General features: G+C 61.4%; 18 protein-coding genes. 4 read left to right on the forward strand and 14 right to left on the reverse strand.

The annotated features are described in order from the left end of the window. Positions 1-46 precede the first annotated feature (46 nt). Positions 47-394, forward strand: coding sequence for a PilZ domain-containing protein (locus ACQY6C_RS08390; RefSeq protein WP_427967450.1), 348 nt, complete (start codon positions 47-49; stop codon positions 392-394). A gap of 17 nt (positions 395-411) precedes the next feature. Here ACQY6C_RS08390 and ACQY6C_RS08395 read toward each other — a convergent pair whose 3' ends face one another. The 6 genes from ACQY6C_RS08395 to ACQY6C_RS08420 are packed head-to-tail and all read right to left on the reverse strand — an operon-like array spanning position 412 to position 7,457. Beyond that, complete coding sequence (locus ACQY6C_RS08395) at positions 412-1,602, reverse strand: serine hydrolase domain-containing protein (protein WP_427967453.1); 1,191 nt, start codon at positions 1,600-1,602, stop codon at positions 412-414. 2 nt (positions 1,603-1,604) lie between these two features. Continuing rightward, the gene (locus ACQY6C_RS08400; RefSeq protein ID WP_427967456.1) at positions 1,605-2,846 is read right to left on the reverse strand and encodes a class I SAM-dependent methyltransferase; all 1,242 of its coding nucleotides are present in this window, start codon (positions 2,844-2,846) and stop codon (positions 1,605-1,607) included. 38 nt (positions 2,847-2,884) lie between these two features. Then, positions 2,885-4,276 carry a cryptochrome/photolyase family protein gene (locus ACQY6C_RS08405; RefSeq protein ID WP_427967509.1) on the reverse strand — a complete coding sequence of 464 codons (1,392 nt, stop codon included), beginning with the start codon at positions 4,274-4,276 and terminating at the stop codon, positions 2,885-2,887. A 58-nt stretch (positions 4,277-4,334) separates the two neighbouring features. After that, positions 4,335-4,535 (reverse strand): metal-dependent hydrolase, encoded by a 201-nt coding sequence (locus ACQY6C_RS08410; protein WP_427967459.1) that lies wholly within the window; start codon positions 4,533-4,535, stop codon positions 4,335-4,337. A gap of 22 nt (positions 4,536-4,557) precedes the next feature. Beyond that, positions 4,558-5,583, reverse strand: a complete 1,026-nt coding sequence (locus ACQY6C_RS08415) for a 2-oxoacid:ferredoxin oxidoreductase subunit beta (RefSeq protein ID WP_427967462.1) — start codon at positions 5,581-5,583, stop codon at positions 4,558-4,560. Then, entirely contained in the window at positions 5,580-7,457 is a 1,878-nt protein-coding gene (locus tag ACQY6C_RS08420; protein WP_427967465.1) for a 2-oxoacid:acceptor oxidoreductase subunit alpha, read from the reverse strand. The genes ACQY6C_RS08415 and ACQY6C_RS08420 overlap by 4 nt, the downstream gene beginning before the upstream one ends. Positions 7,458-7,632: 175 nt before the next feature. Between ACQY6C_RS08420 and ACQY6C_RS08425 the strand changes: the two genes are divergently transcribed. Further along, complete coding sequence (locus ACQY6C_RS08425; protein ID WP_427967468.1) at positions 7,633-8,580, forward strand: alpha/beta hydrolase; 948 nt, start codon at positions 7,633-7,635, stop codon at positions 8,578-8,580. Beyond that, positions 8,580-9,065 (forward strand): RNA pyrophosphohydrolase, encoded by a 486-nt coding sequence (locus ACQY6C_RS08430; RefSeq protein ID WP_427967471.1) that lies wholly within the window; start codon positions 8,580-8,582, stop codon positions 9,063-9,065. The genes ACQY6C_RS08425 and ACQY6C_RS08430 overlap by 1 nt, the downstream gene beginning before the upstream one ends. Positions 9,066-9,072: 7 nt before the next feature. Here the strand turns inward: ACQY6C_RS08430 and ACQY6C_RS08435 are convergent, their stop codons facing one another. From ACQY6C_RS08435 to ACQY6C_RS08455, 5 genes are all read right to left on the reverse strand, one after another. Continuing rightward, positions 9,073-9,621, reverse strand: a complete 549-nt coding sequence (locus tag ACQY6C_RS08435; RefSeq protein WP_427967474.1) for a tetratricopeptide repeat protein — start codon at positions 9,619-9,621, stop codon at positions 9,073-9,075. An 11-nt stretch (positions 9,622-9,632) separates the two neighbouring features. Further along, a complete protein-coding gene (locus ACQY6C_RS08440; protein WP_427967477.1) occupies positions 9,633-10,814 on the reverse strand; it encodes an RsmB/NOP family class I SAM-dependent RNA methyltransferase in 1,182 nt (393 codons plus the stop codon). Positions 10,815-10,829: 15 nt separating this feature from the next. Beyond that, positions 10,830-12,284 carry an IMP dehydrogenase gene (gene guaB, locus ACQY6C_RS08445; RefSeq protein ID WP_427967480.1) on the reverse strand — a complete coding sequence of 485 codons (1,455 nt, stop codon included), beginning with the start codon at positions 12,282-12,284 and terminating at the stop codon, positions 10,830-10,832. An 80-nt stretch (positions 12,285-12,364) separates the two neighbouring features. Beyond that, on the reverse strand, positions 12,365-13,777 hold the full coding sequence (locus ACQY6C_RS08450) for a M20/M25/M40 family metallo-hydrolase (RefSeq protein WP_427967483.1): 1,413 nt from the start codon (positions 13,775-13,777) through the stop codon (positions 12,365-12,367). 83 nt (positions 13,778-13,860) lie between these two features. After that, positions 13,861-14,616, reverse strand: coding sequence for a 3-hydroxybutyrate dehydrogenase (locus ACQY6C_RS08455; protein WP_427967486.1), 756 nt, complete (start codon positions 14,614-14,616; stop codon positions 13,861-13,863). Positions 14,617-14,724: 108 nt separating this feature from the next. On the opposite strand from ACQY6C_RS08455, the gene ypfJ reads away from it, so the two are divergent. Next, positions 14,725-15,600, forward strand: coding sequence for a KPN_02809 family neutral zinc metallopeptidase (ypfJ, locus tag ACQY6C_RS08460; RefSeq protein ID WP_427967489.1), 876 nt, complete (start codon positions 14,725-14,727; stop codon positions 15,598-15,600). A gap of 76 nt (positions 15,601-15,676) precedes the next feature. Here the strand turns inward: ypfJ and creD are convergent, their stop codons facing one another. The 3 genes from creD to ACQY6C_RS08475 form a co-directional block, all read right to left on the reverse strand. Next, positions 15,677-17,062 carry a cell envelope integrity protein CreD gene (creD, locus tag ACQY6C_RS08465; protein WP_427967492.1) on the reverse strand — a complete coding sequence of 462 codons (1,386 nt, stop codon included), beginning with the start codon at positions 17,060-17,062 and terminating at the stop codon, positions 15,677-15,679. 174 nt (positions 17,063-17,236) lie between these two features. Then, positions 17,237-18,835, reverse strand: coding sequence for a M56 family metallopeptidase (locus ACQY6C_RS08470; RefSeq protein ID WP_427967495.1), 1,599 nt, complete (start codon positions 18,833-18,835; stop codon positions 17,237-17,239). Next, positions 18,832-19,221, reverse strand: a complete 390-nt coding sequence (locus ACQY6C_RS08475) for a BlaI/MecI/CopY family transcriptional regulator (RefSeq protein WP_427967498.1) — start codon at positions 19,219-19,221, stop codon at positions 18,832-18,834. Before ACQY6C_RS08475 ends, ACQY6C_RS08470 begins: the two co-directional genes overlap by 4 nt. Positions 19,222-19,387 lie beyond the last annotated feature (166 nt).

The raw sequence follows: 19,387 nt of genomic DNA on the forward strand, positions 1-19,387 counted from the left end.
GGCCGGAAGCATGGACCGTTCAACACCTTACCCGGGTTTAGTCATCATGCAGACGACAGACGACCGCTATCACATCGCCGCTCAAGAAGATCGTTGTTCACCGCGCACCAAACTCTCCATTCCGGCGAATTTGCGTGCATCGGGTGGACGCGCCTTCCAGACCGTAGTTCAGGACCTTTCGATTTCCGGATTTTCGGCATCGTCGATCAACCGGATGCATGAAGGCCAGGTCTGCTGGCTCACCCTGCCCGGCCTGGAATCGCTTCAGGCGCAGGTCGTGTGGTGGGAAAACTGCATTGTCGGTTGCGCATTCAATGAGCTGCTGAGCCCGATCGTGCACGACAACATCCTGCAGCGCTACAGCAACACAGGGATCTATCGCGCCGCGGTCTGATTCGCGGGCCGCAGGCCCTAGTTCGAAGCGGCGACCTTCTCGATCAGTTTCACCCACCTTTTTCGGGTTTCGTTGCTGCTTGCGGTTGGCCAATTGCTGACGATTGCTGCCACGAGCTTCTTCTCGGGCACGAGAGTTATGGCCTGGCCGAAGATGCCTTGCGCCCCGAATTTGCCGTCGGGATAGGTCCACCACTGATAGCCATAGCCGAAGCCCTTGCCAAAGCTGACCTGAGGCCCGCCAGCCTTTGCAAACCATCCATCGGGGACAACATCCGGCCCGCCTTCCAGAACGAACTGGCCCATCCTTGCGTAGTCGCTTAGCCTCAGCGACAGGCAGCACCCGCCAATATTGCCGCCACGCGGATCGGTCATCCAGAACATGCCACCTTCGAAGCCGGCAGGATCGACGATCTTGCTCTTGGCGTATTCAGCCAGCGGCAGGCCGACTGCGTTCTCAACCACCAATCCAAGCAGGTTTGTCTCGCCGGTCTTGTAAACCCACTTCTCGCCAGCGGTTGCCTCGCGCTTGAGCCCGCGCATCTGTGTGACAATGGCGTCAGCGCCGTATTCCAGGACGAAGTGATTCGTCGCTGCGACATCGCTGTTCGGGTCTGTGTAGTCCTCGTTCCACGCCACGCCCGACGTCATTGTGGCAAGCTGTTCGACAGTCACGCCATCATAGGCTGATCCGACCAGTCCATGAACATATTTCGTCACCGGGTCTTGCAGGCTGGTGATAAAACCATCGCGTACCGCTGCACCAAGCAGCGTAGAGGTAAAGCTCTTGGCGACCGAAAAACTCGTCCAGCGTTGGCTTTTGTCGAAGCCAAGGCGGTATTCCTCGAATCGCAACTGGCCGTCTTCAAGGACCATCACACCTGTAGCGTTGGTTTCCTTCATGAAACTGCGGATTTGCGCCGCAATCTTTGGGGAAAGTGGCTTACCATGCGCCAGTTTCCTCGGTTCGACACCGGGCGCAACTTCGAGGCCGGCGAACCAGTCCTCCATCCGGCGAAAGCGAGCGTTGCGTTGCTGATCATTCCAGAACAGCACCTGCAAGTCGGCGGGATCGCGCTGCGGCGGGGTAACATTTGTGACGGCTTCGGTCGGATTGGCCTGCGGCTCCTCTTCGCCGTAATAGGTCGTCGAACAGCCGGTCACAGCCATCACCGCAGTCAGTGCGGTCAGCCCCTTCATCAAACGCATTGTCACCCTCTCTTGACCAGCGTCACCTGGTGCACATTGATCGAACCGCCACGAAATCCGCCTTCGCAATAGTCGAGGTAGAACCTCCACAAGCCGACAAAGCGGTCATCGAAGCCATCGGGCAGCCGTCCTTCGGTTACGGCGGCATCGAAATTCTTGCGCCACTGTGCGAGCGTCGTGGCGTAGTCCAGGCCGAACCCGTCCTCGTCTTCCCAGCTAAGGCCCCTTTCTTCCGCAAGCTGGCGGAACTCGCTGGAGCGGATCAGCAGGCCGCCGGGAAAGACATAGGCCTGGATAAAGTCGGCACTGGCGGCATAGGCATCGAACAGATCGTCCTGCATCGAGATATACTGGATTGCCGCGCGCCCACCGGGTTTCAGATTACGTGCGACGCAATCCATGAAGGTGGGCCAATATTCGCGGCCCAGTGCTTCGACCATCTCGACGCTCACAATGGCATCGAACTGGCCAGACGTGTCGCGATAGTCCTGTTTGCGGAAATCGATCCCGGGGTGCTGGCTCTCGCGCGCCCATGCAAGCTGCTCGTCGGAAAGGCTGATCGCGGTCACTTGCGCGCCGCGCTGCTGCAGATGATTGGCGAGTGACCCCCAGCCGCAACCGATCTCCAGCACCGTCGCAGGTTCACCGATCCGCCTGGAGAGTGCTTCCCATTTCGCGCGCTGCGCCTGTTCCAGGTCATCCCCGCCATCGAAGCGCGCCGATGAATAGGTCATCGTCGGGTCGAGCCACGCGCGGTAGAAATCATTGCCGAGGTCGTAATGCGCCTGGATATTGCGGCGCGCGCCCGATTTGCTGTTGCGGTTGAAGCGATGGGCGAAATGCGCGGCAAGCCGGAACGGCCCTTTCGCGCGGCCGACATCGCCCAATGGAGCCGCGTTTTGCGAAACGACCGCAAAAACCGAGACAAGGTCTGGGCTTTCCCACTCATCCGCTTCCCAGGCCTGATACCAGCCGACCGAGCCGCTGGTGGCGAGGCGCAGCAATCCGCGCCAGTCCTTCAGCGTCAATTCGGCTTCGACGCCCGGCGCACGGCCGCCCAGCAGACGTGAGGTGCCATCGGGTAGATGCGCCAGCAGCGAACCGCGTTCCAGCCCTGCGTCCACCCGGTCCAGGATCTTGCGGAAGCCGGGTGAGACGAGCCGGGCAAGCAGCCCCGGCTTGCGGGCAAAGCGGTCCCCCCCGCTAAGCAATTGCCCTCCGCGATTAAACCCCTGTGTCGCCATGCAGGTCCATATGGCGCGCCAATCCGCGCCGGGCAAGTTCAGCGGGCCTTCAATTCCCGATAGGCCGCGAGTGCGCGTTCGCGCCCTTCCCTGTGTCCGATCAACTTGGCCGGATAGTCTTGAGGCTTGCAGCCATGCACCTCCGGATCGTGGATCCGCGCTTCGTCGAGATGCGCAAGCTCGGGCACGTAGGTGCGGATATAGCCTGCCGCATCGAATTTCTCGCTCTGGCTCAGCGGCGCCATGATCCGCACGAACATGTTCGAATCGACACCTGTTCCGGCAACCCATTGCCAGTTCACGGCATTGCTGGCGTAGTCAGCATCGACCAGCGTATCCCAAAACCAGCGTTCGCCGTGCCGCCAGTCGATCAGCAGATGCTTGATGAGGAAGCTGGCCGCGATCATCCGCACGCGATTGTGCATCCAGCCTGTCTGCCAGAGCTGGCGCATTCCGGCATCGACGATCGGGTAGCCTGTGCGGCCCTGCTGCCATGCCTTGAGCTCGCGCCCGGCAGGTTCGTCAGAGGCAGGGTCGCGCCATTGGAGCAGATCGAAATCGCTGCGGTGGTTCTCGATTGCATAATCCGGGAACTGGCAGATTACATTCTGGGCATAGTCGCGCCAGATCAGTTCCTTCTGGAAGGTGCACCAGCCTTGCGAGCCTTTGCCACTTAGCGCGTGCCACACTTGCGCTGCGCTGATCTCGCCAAAATGCAGGTGGGGAGAGAGGCGCGCTGTCCGGTCGAGCGAAGGCAGATTGCGCGCCTCGTCATAATCATCGACGCAGTCTGCCCACCATTGCAGGCGTTCCTGCGCTGCATCTTCGCCGACCCGCCAGAAGTCGCGCATTCCCTCTGCCCAATCTGGGTGTCGGGGAAGCGGGTTCCAGTCTTCCAGAGTGTCACTGGCAGGCCAATTGTCGGGAGATGACAGCACTTCCGGTTCGGGCAGCACATCGCGCGGCGGAAGCTGCTGGAGCGTGGCTTTCGAGAAGGGCGTGTAGATCTTGTAGGGATCACCCGCTCCCGTCGTTACCGCGCCGGGCGGCAGCAAGCAATTCGCATCGTGGAGCTTCAGCTCGAGCCGCTCCTTCAACTCGCCCTGCGCTTTTCGCCACCACGGCTCGTAATGCCGATTGGCGTGGACGGTGTTTGCCCCGACCTCCTTGGCGATGCGGCAAAGCTGATCCACCGCGTCCCCGCGCCGCAGGATGATGCGCGCGCTGCGTTTCCCGAAGCTGCGCGACAGGCTGTCGAGCGAATGGTGCAGCCACCAGCGCGAGGCGCCACCATAGGCGTGATCCTTGGCGCAATCGTCATCGAGGACATAGACCGCGACGACCGGGCCCTGCTGGGCAGCATGATAGAGCGCGGGATTGTCCGCCATCCGCAGATCGCGCCGCAGCCAGACCAGTTGCACATCTGACATCATAGTCCCCGTTCGGGCTGAGCTTGTCGAAGCCCCGTTCTTTCTTCTGGCGCAACACTCAATGTGAATTGCGGCCCTTCGACAAGCTCAGGGCGAACGGTGCTCGATCTGAGAGCGAATCACTCGCTGGTAAGTTCCTCGCATCGACATCGGGCAGGTTCGCACCGATAACCAGCGCGGGCATGGCCAGCCCGGTCTTTTTCTTGAGGCCCGCTTGCCCGATCAGCGCCCCAACGAGCGAATGGGTAATGTTGTCCATTCAGCGCGATCAGCCGCCCAGCCTACTCCACCGTCCAGGTCTGGCCCGTGCCCAGCAGCTTGGCGAGGTTCGCTTCCTTGCCAGTCGTCGCCTTTTCGCGTTCATCAGCGACGGCGCTCTCGAACGTCGGGCGCGGATCGTCATAGAGTACGCCCAGCGCCATCGGGAACGGGCCGAAGGGCAGTTCGACCAGCATATGCGCGATCGAGCGGTTGGTCACGTCATGCACGATCACGCCCGCCGCTTCCCAATCGTCATTCTCGACGTCGACCACCTTGAGGCACAGATTATCCCTGTCGAGCGCAATGCCCTTTACGCCGCCAGTCTTCTCGCTGCCGAACAGCATCGGCTTGCCATCTTCCAGCCAGAGCTGGCGATCTTCCGCACCCTTGGGAGCGGCGAAATCGTTGAACACGTCCTTGTTGTAGACAATGCAGTTCTGGAAGATCTCGACGAACGCCGCGCCCTGGTGGGCATGTGCAGCCTTGAGAACATCCGGCAGATTCTTCGACACGTCGAAACCGCGTGCGACGAAACGCGCACCGCTGCCCAGTGCGAAGGCCGCAGGTCGCGCGGGATGGTCATAGCTGCCCAGCGGCGTCGAAGGGGATTTGGTTCCTTCGCGGCTCGTGGGCGAGAACTGGCCCTTGGTCAGGCCGTAAATCTCGTTGTTGAACAGCATGATCTGCATGTTCACGTTGCGGCGCAGGACATGCATCAGATGGTTGCCGCCGATGGAAAGCCCGTCGCCGTCACCCGTCACCAGCCATACGTCGAGATCGGGATTGGCGAGCTTCGCCCCCGTTGCAAAGGCCGGCGCACGGCCATGGATCGTGTGGAAGCCGTAGCTTTCGACGTAATAGGGGAAGCGGCTCGAGCAGCCGATCCCGCTGATGAACAGCGTATTGGCGGGGTCCGCGCCCAATTGGGGCAAGGTACGCTGCACCGCCTTGAGGATCGCGTAATCGCCGCAACCCGGGCACCAGCGCACCTCCTGGTCGGTTTCCCAATCCTTGAGGGTGGTTTCGATCTTCGCTGGTGCGTTCATGACAGCGCCTCCTCGATCGCGGCGGTTAGCTCGTGGACATAGAATGGCTGGCCGCTTGTCTTGTTGAGCGGCTGTGCATCGATCAGGAACTGGTCGCGCAGCACGGTCTTGAACTGGCCGGTGTTCATTTCCGGCACCAGAATCTTGTCGAAGCTGCGCAGCAGATCGCCGGTGTTGGCGGGCATCGGCCAGACATGGCGGAAATGGACGTGCGCGACGTCCTGTCCCTTCTCGCGCGCGACGGTTACCGCGCGGTGGATCGGGCCATAGGTCGATCCCCAACCGACCACCGCCAGCTTCGCGCCCGGTTCGCCCAAGCAGCAGCCCTGCGCGGGGACATCATTGGCAATTCCGTCAACCTTGGCCTTGCGTGCGTTGGTCATCGCCTGGTGGTTGGCCGGATCGTAGCTGATATTGCCGCTGAGCGAGTCCTTCTCGATCCCGCCGATGCGGTGCATCAGATCTGGCGTGCCGGGCTTGATCCAGGGTCGCGCGCCCTTTTCGTCACGCTTGTAGGTCAGCAAAGTGCCGTCGGGTCCGTTCTTCTCGGTCAGGAACTTCGCCGGAAACGATGCGAAGCTGGAGGGATCGGGCACTTTCCAAGGCTCTGCCGCATTGGCGATATAGCCATCGGTCAGCAGCATCACCGGGGTCATGTATTCGACCGCGATCCGGCAGGCCTCGATCGCACATTCAAATGCGTCGGCGGGGCTGCTGGCGGCGATAACCGGCATCGGCGCGTCGCCATTGCGGCCATAGATCGCCTGGTAGAGATCGCTCTGCTCGGTCTTCGTCGGCAGGCCGGTTGACGGGCCGCCGCGCTGCGAATTAACGATCACCAGCGGCAGTTCGGTGATGATTGCGAGGCCCATGGCTTCGCCCTTGAGCGCAATGCCGGGGCCGGAGGACGAGGTAACGCCCAGGCTGCCGGCATAGCTCGCGCCGATAGCGGCGCAGATTGCGGCAATCTCGTCTTCCGCCTGGAAGGTCGTGACGCCGTATTCCTTCATCCGCGCGAGGTGGTGCAGGATCGCGGAGGCTGGCGTGATCGGATAGCCGCCGAAGAACATCGGCAGTTCAGCGAGCTGCGCGCCCGCTACCAGACCGAGCGAGACCGCCTCGGCACCGGTGATGGTGCGATACAGCCCCGGTTCGCTGGGCATGGCCGGAATATGGACCTGCTTGAGCGGGCCCGCGAGTTCGGCGGTTTCGCCATAGGCATGACCTGCATTGAGCGCGGCAATGTTGGCCTCCGCGATCTCGGGCTTGTTCTTGAACTTGGCCTTGAGCCATTCCTGGATCGGTTCGCGCGGACGGTCGAACATCCACAGCGCCAGGCCCAGCGTCCACATGTTCTTGGAACGCAGCGCATCCTTGTTGCCAAGGCCGAAGGGTTTGACCGCTTCGATCGTCAGCGCGCTGATATCGAAGGCCAGCACATCGTATTTTGCCAGGCTGCCGTCTTCCAGCGGACTGGTTTCATACTTCGCCTTGTCGAGGTTGCGCTTGGTGAACTCGCCAGTGTCGGCAATGATGAGGCCGCCGGGCTTGAGCGCGGGCAGGTTCACCTTGAGTGCCGCCGGGTTCATCGCCACCAATACGTCAGGCGCGTCGCCCGCGGTGCTGATCTGGCGGCTGCCGAAATTGATCTGGAAGGCAGATACGCCGAACAGCGTGCCTTGCGGCGCGCGAATCTCTGCCGGAAAATCGGGGAACGTCGCGAGGTCGTTGCCAGCCAGTGCCGTCGAGAGAGTGAATTGCCCGCCCGTAAGCTGCATGCCATCACCGCTATCGCCCGCAAATCGAACAACAACTGCATCCGGAGTTTGGGAAGGCGCCCCGTCGGGCGTTGTATCCACGGCTTGAGTAGCCATCAGCTTTCCTTTTCGCGGTGCCGTCCGCGCGGCACCTGTTCAATCGAAGCGTGCACCTATGGGGCCTCGCTTCCCCCCGCAATGAAGTTTTTCTCCTAGAGTTGCAAAATGTCGAGTGGAAATGCCCAGCTTTGCACCCTAATCTGTGAAAAGAACCAAAGGGAGACAGATTATTATGGGCAATAGCGAGCCCTTCATCCGTGAAGACGTGAAATCCTTGCTGAAACTTCTGGAGGAAGCTGGTGGACCTGCCCTTTCGGAAATGACGCTGGATGAGGCGCGCGCGAGCTATGTCGCAATCCACGCAATGGCCGACCGGCCGGCGCGCGAACTCGCGGTGATTCAGGACCTCACTTGCCCCGGGCCCGGCGGCGAAATCCCGCTGAGGCTCTATGATGCACGCGAATCCCGCGAGCCGGGACCGGTGATCGTCTTCTTCCACGGCGGTGGCTATGTGATCGGCGATCTGGAGACGCATCACAATCTCTGCACGGAAATCGCCGCTCAGATGGACCTTCCGGTGGTTGCAGTCGACTATCGCCGCGCGCCGGAGCACCCCTTCCCCGCGTCGGTCGACGATTGCGAAGCCGCCGCGCGGTGGATTGCAAGCAATCCGGAAGCATTGAGCAGGACCGCCACTGGCATCGTCACCATCGGAGATAGCGCGGGCGGCAACGCCACCATCGTCGTGACCCAGCAATTGTCTGCCAATCCGGCCGATGTCCCCGTTGTTCTGCAGGTGCCGATCTTTCCGCTCGCGAGCGACGCGATCGGATCGACCAGCATCAAGGAGTTTGCCGAGGGATTTATTCTGACCAAGGACGCGATCGAATTCTTCGATCTTGCTTACCAGCCTGTTCGCGGAGATCCGCGCGCCTTCCCGATCCTATCCGACCATGCGGGCACTCCTCCCACAGTACTGGCAACTGCCAGCCTCGATCCGATTCGCGATTCGGGCCGCGATTATGGTGCCGCGCTTGCCGCTGCGGGCGTCGACCATGTTTTCCTTGAGATGAAAGGACTCACGCACAGCTTTACCAATCTGCGGCAGGCGGTGCCGAGCGCACAAGTCGATCTTGAACGCATATTTGCTGCGATGAAGCTGATGTTGGGGCGCGCCTGATGAACAGCACGGAGATGCCAACTGCTTATCGCCCCTGCGTGGGTGTCATGCTGGTCAACACGGCGGGCAATGCTTTCGTCGGCAAGCGTATCGACACCAAGGAAGGCGACTGGTGGCAGATGCCGCAAGGCGGCGTGGACAAGGGTGAGGAACTCGACGAAGCGGTCATGCGTGAACTGGCCGAAGAGACCGGCGTGCTCGAACGTCACGTCTCGATCATCGGTCGCACGCGCGAATCCATCCGTTACGACTTGCCGGACGAGCTGATCGGCAAGCTATGGGGCGGAAAATACCGCGGGCAGGAGCAATTCTGGTATCTGATGCGCTTCAGCGGGAGCGATAGCGATATCGATCTGGAAGCGCATGATCCGCCAGAGTTCTGCGATTGGAAATGGGTTCTTCCGGACCTGCTGCCGGACTTGATAATCCCCTTCAAGAAAGGGGTTTATCGTACTGTGCTGGAAGAATTTCGCGCTCTGATTTGAACGCCGATCAGTTCTGGCTGACCGATCCACTGCCGCCAACACCTTCCACCGCCATGCGGGTCTGCCCGACGCGCGAGATCCGGTCCTGAAGCGCGAGCGTTTCCGGGCAGGATGCGCCACACATGCTCTTGAGCTGCGCGAGGTTGCGCTTGGCCTTTTCCAGCGCACCCTTTTCGACCAGTGCTTCGCCCTCGCCCGAAATCGCGGCCAGATTGCCCGGATCACGGACCAGAGCTTCACGGTAGTAACGGATCGCCTTGCCTTGCAGGCCTTCGACACGGGCCACTTCCGCAAGGTCAAGGAAGATCGGTGTGTAGGAGGGATCCACCGCCAATGCGGCTTCGAACGCGTCGATTGCCGCCTGCGCCTTGCCTGAAGCGAGTGCGGCACGTCCCTCGGCAACCAGCATGGCCGCACGCGGTTTGGCATCGCGGCTGCCCGCGATTCCCGCGCTGGCGTTCAACGCCAGAACCAGTGAAAGGGCAGCGGCGGCAGGCGCGAAACGCATGAGCAACTCCTTGAAGGCAGCCATCCGGTTGGGTGAAGGCTCAGCCATAATCTTTATGCCTAACAGGATGAACCCAGGATGGCGATAAAAAAGCCGTCCGTACCGTCGTGGTACGGAGTGAGGCGGATTCCTGCCCCGTGGATGCGGCCCAGCGAAAGGCCTGGCTCCAAGGGGTTCCAGCCCGGATTCCGGCGCAGGAAGGCGGCGATCCGGTCCTTGCCCTCGGCATCGAGCAAGGAGCAGGTGACATAGGCGATGCGCCCGCCGGGTTTGGTGAGCTTTGCGGCGATGTCGAGCAGATTGTCTTGCGCAGCCGAGAATCGCGACAGGCGCTCAGGCGTCAAACGCCATTTGGCTTCGGGCTTGCGCCGCCATGTGCCGGTGCCCGAACAGGGCGCGTCGACCATCACGCAATCGGCCTGCCCTGCCAAATCTCCGAGCATGTCGAGTTCCTTGCCCGGATTGAGCAGCAGCGTCTCGATCAGCCCTGCTCCAGCGCGCTCAGCACGCGGACCGAGCTTGGATAGCCGCCTGCGGTCGATATCGCACGCAATCAGCCGCCCTTCGCTCCGCATCTGAGCGGCGAGTCCCAGCGTCTTGCCCCCTGCCCCGGCGCAAAGGTCGATCACAGTCTCGCCAGGCTTGGTGCCGCTGGCCTGACAGGCGAGCTGACTGCCAAGGTCCTGCACTTCGATCATGCCGTCGCGATAGGCGGGCCATTGTTCGACCGCTGTTCCTGCCGGAAAACGCAGGCCCTGAAATGATGCGATATGAGAGCCTTCAATCGGAAGATCGATCTCGGCCCTGTCCGATTTGAGCGCGTTCACACGCAGATCGAGCGGAGCGCGGTCCATCAACGCAGTGAGCTCTTCGCCTTCGATCCCCGAAGCCGCCATCTGCTCGACCAGCCACGCCGGCGCGATGCCGGGCTCGGCAAATATCTCACCATTGCCGATTGGGGCCGGGCCATGATTTGACCCATCGAAAAGCTGGAGGATCGCTTCGTCTTCCACGCCCAATGCGCCCATCGCAGCCCGCCCGGACTGAGGAACCTCGCTGCAGACCCGGATCGCGCGGTAGACCAGTTCGCGCACTGCGCGCCGGTCTTTCGACCCGGCATAGCGGCGCTGGCGGAAGTAATCCGCGATCAGCCGGTCTGCAGGCGCGCCTTCGCGCTGCGCCGCATCCACGATCGCATCGAGCAGCTCTATCGCCGCCTGGACGCGTGCCGCCGGGGTCAATTGACCGGCCCGGTTCTAGCGGGTCGGATAGTTCGGTGCCTCACGCGTGATGGAGACATCGTGCACATGGCTTTCCTGAAGGCCGGCATTGGTGATGCGAACAAACTTCGCGCGGGTGCGCAAGTCTTCGATCGTGGCCGAGCCGGTATAACCCATCGCCGCCTTGATCCCGCCCACCAGCTGATGGATCACGTCCGAAGCGGGGCCCTTGAACGGCACCTGCCCTTCGATCCCTTCGGGAACGAGCTTCATCGCGGAAACGTCTTGCTGGAAATAGCGGTCCGCGCTGCCACGCGCCATTGCACCGACCGAACCCATGCCGCGATAGGCCTTGTAGCTGCGCCCTTGGTAGAGGAAGGTTTCGCCGGGGCTTTCGGCCGTGCCTGCCAGCATCGAACCGATCATGACGCTAGAAGCACCCGCAGCGAGCGCCTTGGCCGCATCGCCACTGGTGCGAAGCCCACCGTCGGCAATCACCGGGACGCCTGACTTTGCGGCTTCCTCGGCGCATTCCATCACCGCGGTCAGCTGCGGCACGCCTACGCCTGCGACCACGCGCGTGGTGCAGATCGAACCCGGCCCGATACCAACCTTGACCGCATCGGCACCGGCATCGATCAGCGCACGCGTCGCTTCAGCTGTGGCGACATTGCCGGCAACGATCTGGACCGAGTTGGAAAGTGCCTTGGCGCGTTCGACCGCGCGGGCGACATCCTTGTTGTGGCCATGCGCGGTATCGATGATGACCACGTCAACTTCAGCATCGACCAGCGCCTCGGTCCGCGCGAAGCCCTTGTCACCCACTGTTGTGGCTGCCGCCGCGCGCAGGCGCCCTGCGGCATCCTTGGTCGCGTCGGGATAGGTGACGGCCTTCTCGATATCCTTGACGGTGATGAGGCCGACGCAGTGATTGTTGTCATCGACCACCAGCAGTTTTTCGATCCGGCGCTGGTGCAGCAGGCGCCGCGCCTCTTCCTGTCCAGTGCCGAGCGGAACCGTGGCCAGGTTTTCCGTCGTCATCAGTTCGCGCACCGGCTGCAGCGGGTTTTCCGCAAAACGAACATCGCGATTGGTGAGGATACCGACCAGCTTGCCCGCCAGATCGGTAACGGGGATGCCGCTTATGCGGTTTTGCGTCATCAGCTCCTGCGCTTCGCCCAGCGTAGCATCGGGGCCGATGGTGATCGGATTGACCACCATGCCACTTTCGAACCGCTTTACCGCGCGGACTGCGGCGCATTGTTCCTCTACCTCAAGATTGCGGTGGAGCACGCCGATACCGCCGAGCTGCGCCATCACGATCGCCATATCGGCCTCGGTAACAGTATCCATTGCCGCCGAGATGATCGGGATATTGAGGCCGATCTCACGCGTCAGCCGCGTGCAGGTATTCGCCATCGAGGGAAGGACCTCGCTTTCGGCCGGACGCAACAGCACGTCATCGAATGTAAGGCCGAGGGGGATGTCCATAGTTGCCACTTTCTATTCCGGAGATTCGTGGCGGCCCATGTAACCGCACATTTCAGCGCGGGCTAGAGGGGTTGGAGCCTTTATTCGCCTGTCGCGGGATAGGTGGCCAGATTGGCGAGCCGCCTGACGATTCGCTCGTGCAAGAGAAGATCTTCAACTGCACCGCCCAGTTCGATCCCGGCAATCTCGTCACTCGCGCGGTGATAACGCGTCTTGAGGTAAGGATTTAGCGCGCCTTCGTCGCCAAAGGCATTGGAAAGCGCGACAGCCGGCACATCGCGCTGCAACAGCACCCAGCTGTCCTGCCGCTGCAGGTACTGCTCTGCCAGAACGCGCGAACCCAATGTCCGGCCCATTTCACTCATGACTTCGGCAATCACGCCATCGAGCGGCGTTCTCCCCTCGCCCACAAAACCAACGGGAGCGCCAACAGGTGCAATGGCCACGGTATCGAAATTGAACGCTGCGACAATGGAATCGAGCGGCATCGGCGGATCTTCGACGAAGGCCTTGGCGCCCAGCAGCCCCCATTCCTCAGCGGTCGTCCCCAAGACATAGACGTCGCGGTCATAAGGGCCATGTTCTGCCAGGCGGCGCGCCAGTTCAAGCATGACGGCTACGCCGCTGGCGTTGTCCGCCGCTCCGTTGCAGAGCCTGTCCGCATCGGCTTCCGCGCCGCAGGTGCCGAAATGGTCCCAATGCGCAAGCAGCAAGACTTCGCCAGATTGCGGTATCCTGCCCGGCAAGCGTCCAATCAAATTGTGCGACACGACTTCACGCTGCGCTGAGCTAGCTTCGACTGTAGCCAGTACCTTGAGAAGCTGAGGCTCGAAATCGTCCGATTCTGATGCAGCGACCAGCTTGTCCCAACGCGATTTGCCCAATGCGTCAGCAATGGCGGCTTCTGTCACGTAAGCGTTGAGTACGTCACGCTCCTCGCTGGGCAACAGCAGGCGTTCCCCGCCGCTGAACTGCCTTACATCTTCCAGATCTTCGCGGTTCCCAACCACGGAGATCACCGCCGAAGCGCCCTTTTCGAATATATTGTCGCGGCGATCCCGGTTGCGACCCCGTGTCGAGACCATCAGCACGACCCGGCCCTTCACCAGGTCGTCCGCCACATTGTCGGCATCCCATCCGACAAAGATGACTTCACCGCCATCGACCAGGCTGCGGCGGCGCGTGGTAAACGCCGCAGCATCGCCTTCAGGCAAAACGAACCTCTTGCGTCCGACCTTCAGTTCGACGCGGCCTTCGATCGGTGTGTTGCTGATCAGGGTGACCGGAGCCAGCCAGGGATTGGCAGGATCGTTGGTGCCGGACTCGAGCCCGTAAGCCGCCAGCTGGCGGACCATGTAGTCAAGAGTCAGGCGCTCTCCGTCAGTTCCGGGCCGCCGCCCCATGAACTCGTCGCTGGCGAGATGCGCGATATGGCCGGAGACGGCATTTTCGATCGACAGGAATTCCTTCTTGGATACACCGCCTGCAAACATCGTGGCGCAGGCGCTGAGAAGCAGTACCGCCCCGCAGGCCAGCCATTTGCGGGCTCCCCCCCATCTGAAAGCCCGCCCTCGCGTCACTCGGCCGTCCATCCCCCGTCTATGCTCCAGTTTGCGCCGGTCACATTGCCCGCTTCTTCGCGGCAAAGGAAGACTGCAAGCGCACCAACCTCTTCTGGTTGAACGAATTTCTTGGTCGGTTGCTTCGCCAGCAACACATCGTTGATAACTTCGTCCCGGCTCAATCCGCGCGCCGTCATCGTGTCGGGGATCTGGCCTTCCACAAGAGGCGTCCAGACATAGCCGGGGCTGATGCAATTGGCCGTCACCCCGCTCTGCGCCATTTCCAGCGCGATAGTCTTGGTAAAACCGGCCACGGCATGTTTCGATGCGACATAGGCGCTCTTGAACGGAGAAGCGGTGAGCGAATGGGCGCTTGCGGTGTTGATGATGCGCCCCCAGCCCTTTTCCTTCATCGCCGGGACGGCGAGCCGCGTGGTGTGAAACACGGCATTGAGATTGAGCCCGATGATCGCGTTCCATTTGTCGACCGGAAATTCCTCGACCGGCGAGACGAATTGCATCCCGGCATTGTTGACGAGGATATCGACCGGACCTGCTTCGGCCATCATCGCTTCGATCTCAGCCGTATCGAGCAGATTGGCGGCGCTATATTTGGCCCCCATCTCCTTGCACAGCGCGGCAATCTCGGCTTCGTCGCCGAAGCCGTTGAGCACGATGTCCGCCCCTTCGGCATGCAGCGCGCGAGCGATCGCAAGCCCGATTCCCGAAGTCGAGCCAGTCACCAGTGCACGCTTGCCATTGAGGTTCATTTCCTGCTCCTGCATGTTAAGACCTTAGCCGGGCTTGCTTTTGCCTTCGCTGACGCAAGTGTCCAGCGTAAAGCGTGCCAGGATCATATTTAGAGAGGGAACGACAGAATGCGCCTCAATCCATTCGATACCTCGAATATCCGCGTCCGTTCAAGCGGCGGCGGTCGGCGCATGCCGGGCGGCCGCGCCGGCGGAATCGGTTGCGGCACGATCATTATCGCGCTCGTCGCCGCGCTGGCATTCGGGATCGATCCGATGCAGACCATCGGTGTGGTCGAAGGCGTGCAGCAACAGACCGCACCCGGCCAGACGCAGCAAAGCGATCTGACCGAAGAGCAGATTTGCAACAGCGGCCCCTATGCAAACGAAGCCTGCAACGCGCTGCAGTCGCTCAACCAGACCTGGGCGCCGGAATTCCAGCGGGCAGGAATCACATTCAGGGATCCGCAGCTCGATCTCTATCGTGATGGCCGTGTTTCGACCAATGGCTGCGGCAGCGCTTCGTCGGCGGCGGGGCCTTTCTACTGCCCGGCGGACGAAGTCATCTACATCGACACCAGTTTTTACGACACGATGGCGCGCCAGCTGGGCGCACGCGGCGATTTTGCGCGCTATTATGTGATCGCGCATGAATATGGGCACCATATCCAGAAACTGACCGGCCTGGCCGATCAGGTGCGCAGCCTGCAGCAGCAGGATCCGCGTCATGCCAACGAGTTGCAGGTGCGGATGGAGCTACAGGCCGATTGCTATGCGGGCGTTTGGGCCGGCAAGAACAAGAACCTCATCGAACAAGGCGATTTCGAGGAAGGTATGCAGGCCGCCAGCGCGATTGGCGACGATACCTTGCAGCGCAATGCCGGGCAGCGCGTGAGCCCGGAAAGCTTCACGCATGGCAGCAGCGCACAGCGGATGGAAGCCCTGCGGCTTGGCATGAAGAGTGCGAATGATACGGCGTGTGACGGCTATTTCGACGTGGGTTAAGACAGACTGACCCCGGGCTGCACTCAAGGCAACCCGGGGCCAGAACCTGCGCCAGTGTCACGCACCGGTATGGACGTCAGCTATAAGCCTCGTCCTCCCGGCCCGGCCGGACACCGGACCAGTCGATCTTGCGCGTGGCATACATCACGCCTGCAAGAGCCGCGAACAGCAGTACCGATCCGATGACGAGCGACCATGCTTCGAGGTTCAGCAGGACGTAGAGCAGTGCGTAGAGCCCCACGAGCAGTGCGCCGACCACTTGTGCGCGCTTCCAGCTAGCCAGAACCGCCGCGCTGTAGCTCGTCAGCAATCCGATGATTGCACCACTCGCCAGCAGATAGGCCAGGGCAAATCCAACCATCTCCGCAAATGCGAGCAGCATCACGAAGAACAGCACCAGGCCTGCGCCCGTCAGCAGATATTCGGCCGCGGCCACCCTCGCCCCGCCGACGACATCGAACATCAGGAAGGTGAGAAAGGTGAAGCCTATGAAAAGGAACCCGTATTTCACCGCACGGTCGACGCGGCTGTAGAGATCGACCGGCTCGACCAGACGGATGGTGGCCGCCAGGCTCTGGCTTGCGCCTGCAGCCATATCGGGCGAAGCGTAGATTTCCACGCGGCCCATGCTTTCATCGGCAATCATTGGTGCGCCGGGATCTTGCTTCAGCAATTGCGCCTGCCCCAGTGCGAGGTTGGACACCGACCATTTCGCTTCAAACCCGTCTGCCGAAACCTTCTGATCTTCTGGCGAAGGCAGGAAACTGCCCGTGAAGCTGGGATGCGGCCAGGGAGACTTGACGCTCCAGCTTGTATCCTTGCCCCGCGGCACCAGGCTCAGCGTGCGATTGCCGCGCAAGGTGTAGGACCATTGCAGCGCCAGAGGTTCGCCGCTCGACCAGTCGAAATTGGAATGGACACCAGAACCGCCGCTAGCCGCAACGCCATTTCCCGGCTCCAGCGTCAGTTCCTTGCCGCCCACGCTCAACTTGGCGTCGGTCTGCAGGCCGCGCGGATCCGACATGCCCAAGCGTATCTGCGCTTCACCGAGCAGGAGTTGATCGCGCGCGATCCCGTAGCGCTTGAGGTCTTCCGGCAGGACAAACTGCGCCGTGCCAGAAAGCGCGGCGGAATAGGTAACGGTCTCGTAAATGGCGCGCTTTTTCACCTCAGGGTCGATCCTCGTATCGACCGACTGCCTTTCGGGAGAGAGAAACAGTTCGTCGCGCACCTTGACCGTGCGTGTGACCTTGCGCCCTTCAACAACTTCGGTGGTTACGCGTTCATCCGTATAGGGAATGACGAGGATGGGACCAGAAACGATCTGGCTTCCCGCCCAGCCTGCCGCGATCGAATCCTGCGCAATTCTGGCCTGATGCTGCCTGTCGCTGACAAGGCCATAGACCATTATGAGCGGAATGATCAGCGCTACGCCGACTAGCGCAGCGAAGAGCAGTTTCATTCCGGGGGATCGTTCTCGCGTCATTGTTCATCTCCCTGATTGGACGATGAACCGTGCGGTATGAGCGATGAACTGAATTGCAGATGAACTTCTTCCGCAGGACGTAACCCAAAGAAAGAGGCGGAGAGCAAAGCCCTCCACCCCAGCATCAGAACCGTCTGTGGGGAACCAGGTTCAGCTTGCTTTTCTGCTCATCTTCGCGATTTGCTCATCGAGCGACTTCAGTACATCGGCCCGAATGTCTTCCGGCATCTGACCGTCTTCTGAAATGTGCTTGCGTGCCTCCTTGATGCCGGCCAGCGCGCTCGCCATGATCTCGCTGGTGCAGATGCGCGAGACAGTCTCGCCATCTTTCATCCGGAGCTCGACGCCCTCGCCGCCACCTTTGCAGGTAACCTTGATCTTGGTCAGGCCGTCCCTGGCATCGTCCAGTTCCATCAAGGCAATGTGCATCTCCTGCTTCGCCTCGGCTAGTTCCAGATCCATCTCGGCCAGGCTTTCGCGCAGGTCACGCAACATCTCTTCGCGCTCTTCCCTGGACATCCTGGCATCTGTATCGGTCCGGAACTCGCGGTGCACATGCCGCGTGTCGGCGCTGCTATCCCTGTCGCTGTGGACCTTGCGGATGACAATGCGCTCCTTGCGTATGTCCTTGCCATCCTCAGGAGCGACGACTTCGGTTGCCGCCTGGAATTCGACCGGAGCAGGAGGTGCCGGCGGAACAGGAGGCAATGGAGCATCGGGGGCTGCCGGCGGTGTCGGCGGAACGGGCGCTACCGGCGCTACCGGCGCACTTGGTGCTACGGGCGGCTCGGGAGGAGCAGGCACCTCTGCATAAGAAATCGATGCCGTGAGAGGCAGGGCGACCAGCGCAGCGACAATCAGCCCGCGTCCAGCCAGCCTGCGGCGTGCCGAATATTCATTCATCTTCAAGCTCCTCAGTCTTTGTATTATCGATTTTTCACCGAGTATGGGGCAGGCCATAGGCGCCGCCAGCGCGGCATGGGGCCCCGCTGCGAAACCGGCGATGACACTGGCATAGGTGGCGCGTTCTTCCGCATCTCGCTCACTGATGACGCGGGCATCGCAGGCTGCTTCCTGATCGCGTCGCAGAGCCAGCCAGCCAACTTGTGCGAGCGGATTGAACCAGTGCATCGCGAACAGCGGTTGCGCGACAAAATTGACCAGCAAGTCGCCGCCCCTGTGATGCGAGAGTTCATGCGCCAGCGCCAGGTCGCGCGATTGGCGATCGTAATGCGCCATGAAGCCGACCGGCAATGCGACCACCTTGTCGCGAAGACCGAATGCAAGGGGCGCGGTGGTGGCAGGGGTTTCGACCAGCCTGACTTTACCTGCCCGGCCAACTTCGCGCGCGCCATCGAGCATTTCGCCGCGCATCTGGAAATAGCCGTTGAAGCGCACGAACAGAAACACCGCTGCGCCGATGAGCCAAGCCGATACCGCGATTTCGGTGAGCGGCAGATTTGCGAGCCAGGATGTGGGCTCGGGTGCGGACTGGATCGCGGGTTCGGCAAGAAATGTGATTGGCACCATTTGCGCGTCTGCCGTGACCGGCAGGGTTTCCAGTGCGGGTACTGGAGCCATCCAGGCTGGAAGCTCTATGGGCGGCAAGGCAAGCCGCAGGATCGGCATGGCCCATAATGCGTAGGCCACTTGCGGACCGAACCAGCGCGCCACGGGGCGGCGCAGAACAAGGACCAGCGCAATCAGCGCCGCGGTCCACACGATGGTATCAAGCAGCCAGTCCATCATTGCTTGAGCTCCTTCAGGAGAGCTTCGATCTCTGCGAGATCGGCGTCACTCAGTGCTTCATGCTGGGCGAGATGCGCGAAAAGCGATGCGGGGCGGCCGCCGAACAGGCGATCGACCAGGCGCTGCGATTCCCCGCCGACATAGTCCGCACGGGCAATCAGCGGTGCATATTGATAGCGACGACCGTCTGGTTGCGCATCGATTGCCTGCTTGGCGACGAGGCGACTGAGCAATGTCTTGACCGTGGCGAGGCTCCAGCCCCGCGTGTCGCAGACCTGCTTGCACACGTCGGCGGCGGTCAGTGGGCTTTTTGCCCACAGGACCTCCATCACCGCGTGTTCGGCTTCGCTGATCCGTTCCGGTTTGCCTTCGTCGCCTGCCGCCAAGAGACCCTCCCTCTATCGCGAATTGCGTTACTGATTACGTCTGTAGTCAATTCGACTACGTCTGTAAACATGAAGGCTATATGAACAGGCGCTGATCCGGCTTGCTTCCCGGCAATCGACATATCACCATGGACGAATGACATATTTCGTTCGCGCCTGCCCCGCT

This window comes from Altererythrobacter sp. (genome assembly GCF_050299635.1).
Classification (GTDB): domain Bacteria; phylum Pseudomonadota; class Alphaproteobacteria; order Sphingomonadales; family Sphingomonadaceae; genus Erythrobacter.

What these genes read in the sequence shown, in the direction of transcription:
- ACQY6C_RS08390 (WP_427967450.1), top strand. Translation starts at nt 47, where the DNA reads ATGCAGACGACAGACGACCGCTATCACATCGCCGCTCAAGAAGATCGT.
- ACQY6C_RS08395 (WP_427967453.1), bottom strand. Translation starts at nt 1,602, where the DNA reads ATGCGTTTGATGAAGGGGCTGACCGCACTGACTGCGGTGATGGCTGTG.
- ACQY6C_RS08400 (WP_427967456.1), bottom strand. Translation starts at nt 2,846, where the DNA reads ATGGCGACACAGGGGTTTAATCGCGGAGGGCAATTGCTTAGCGGGGGG.
- ACQY6C_RS08405 (WP_427967509.1), bottom strand. Translation starts at nt 4,276, where the DNA reads ATGTCAGATGTGCAACTGGTCTGGCTGCGGCGCGATCTGCGGATGGCG.
- ACQY6C_RS08410 (WP_427967459.1), bottom strand. Translation starts at nt 4,535, where the DNA reads ATGGACAACATTACCCATTCGCTCGTTGGGGCGCTGATCGGGCAAGCG.
- ACQY6C_RS08415 (WP_427967462.1), bottom strand. Translation starts at nt 5,583, where the DNA reads ATGAACGCACCAGCGAAGATCGAAACCACCCTCAAGGATTGGGAAACC.
- ACQY6C_RS08420 (WP_427967465.1), bottom strand. Translation starts at nt 7,457, where the DNA reads ATGGCTACTCAAGCCGTGGATACAACGCCCGACGGGGCGCCTTCCCAA.
- ACQY6C_RS08425 (WP_427967468.1), top strand. Translation starts at nt 7,633, where the DNA reads ATGGGCAATAGCGAGCCCTTCATCCGTGAAGACGTGAAATCCTTGCTG.
- ACQY6C_RS08430 (WP_427967471.1), top strand. Translation starts at nt 8,580, where the DNA reads ATGAACAGCACGGAGATGCCAACTGCTTATCGCCCCTGCGTGGGTGTC.
- ACQY6C_RS08435 (WP_427967474.1), bottom strand. Translation starts at nt 9,621, where the DNA reads ATGGCTGAGCCTTCACCCAACCGGATGGCTGCCTTCAAGGAGTTGCTC.
- guaB (WP_427967480.1), bottom strand. Translation starts at nt 12,284, where the DNA reads ATGGACATCCCCCTCGGCCTTACATTCGATGACGTGCTGTTGCGTCCG.
- ACQY6C_RS08450 (WP_427967483.1), bottom strand. Translation starts at nt 13,777, where the DNA reads ATGTTTGCAGGCGGTGTATCCAAGAAGGAATTCCTGTCGATCGAAAAT.
- ACQY6C_RS08455 (WP_427967486.1), bottom strand. Translation starts at nt 14,616, where the DNA reads ATGAACCTCAATGGCAAGCGTGCACTGGTGACTGGCTCGACTTCGGGA.
- ypfJ (WP_427967489.1), top strand. Translation starts at nt 14,725, where the DNA reads ATGCGCCTCAATCCATTCGATACCTCGAATATCCGCGTCCGTTCAAGC.
- creD (WP_427967492.1), bottom strand. Translation starts at nt 17,062, where the DNA reads ATGAAACTGCTCTTCGCTGCGCTAGTCGGCGTAGCGCTGATCATTCCG.
- ACQY6C_RS08470 (WP_427967495.1), bottom strand. Translation starts at nt 18,835, where the DNA reads ATGATGGACTGGCTGCTTGATACCATCGTGTGGACCGCGGCGCTGATT.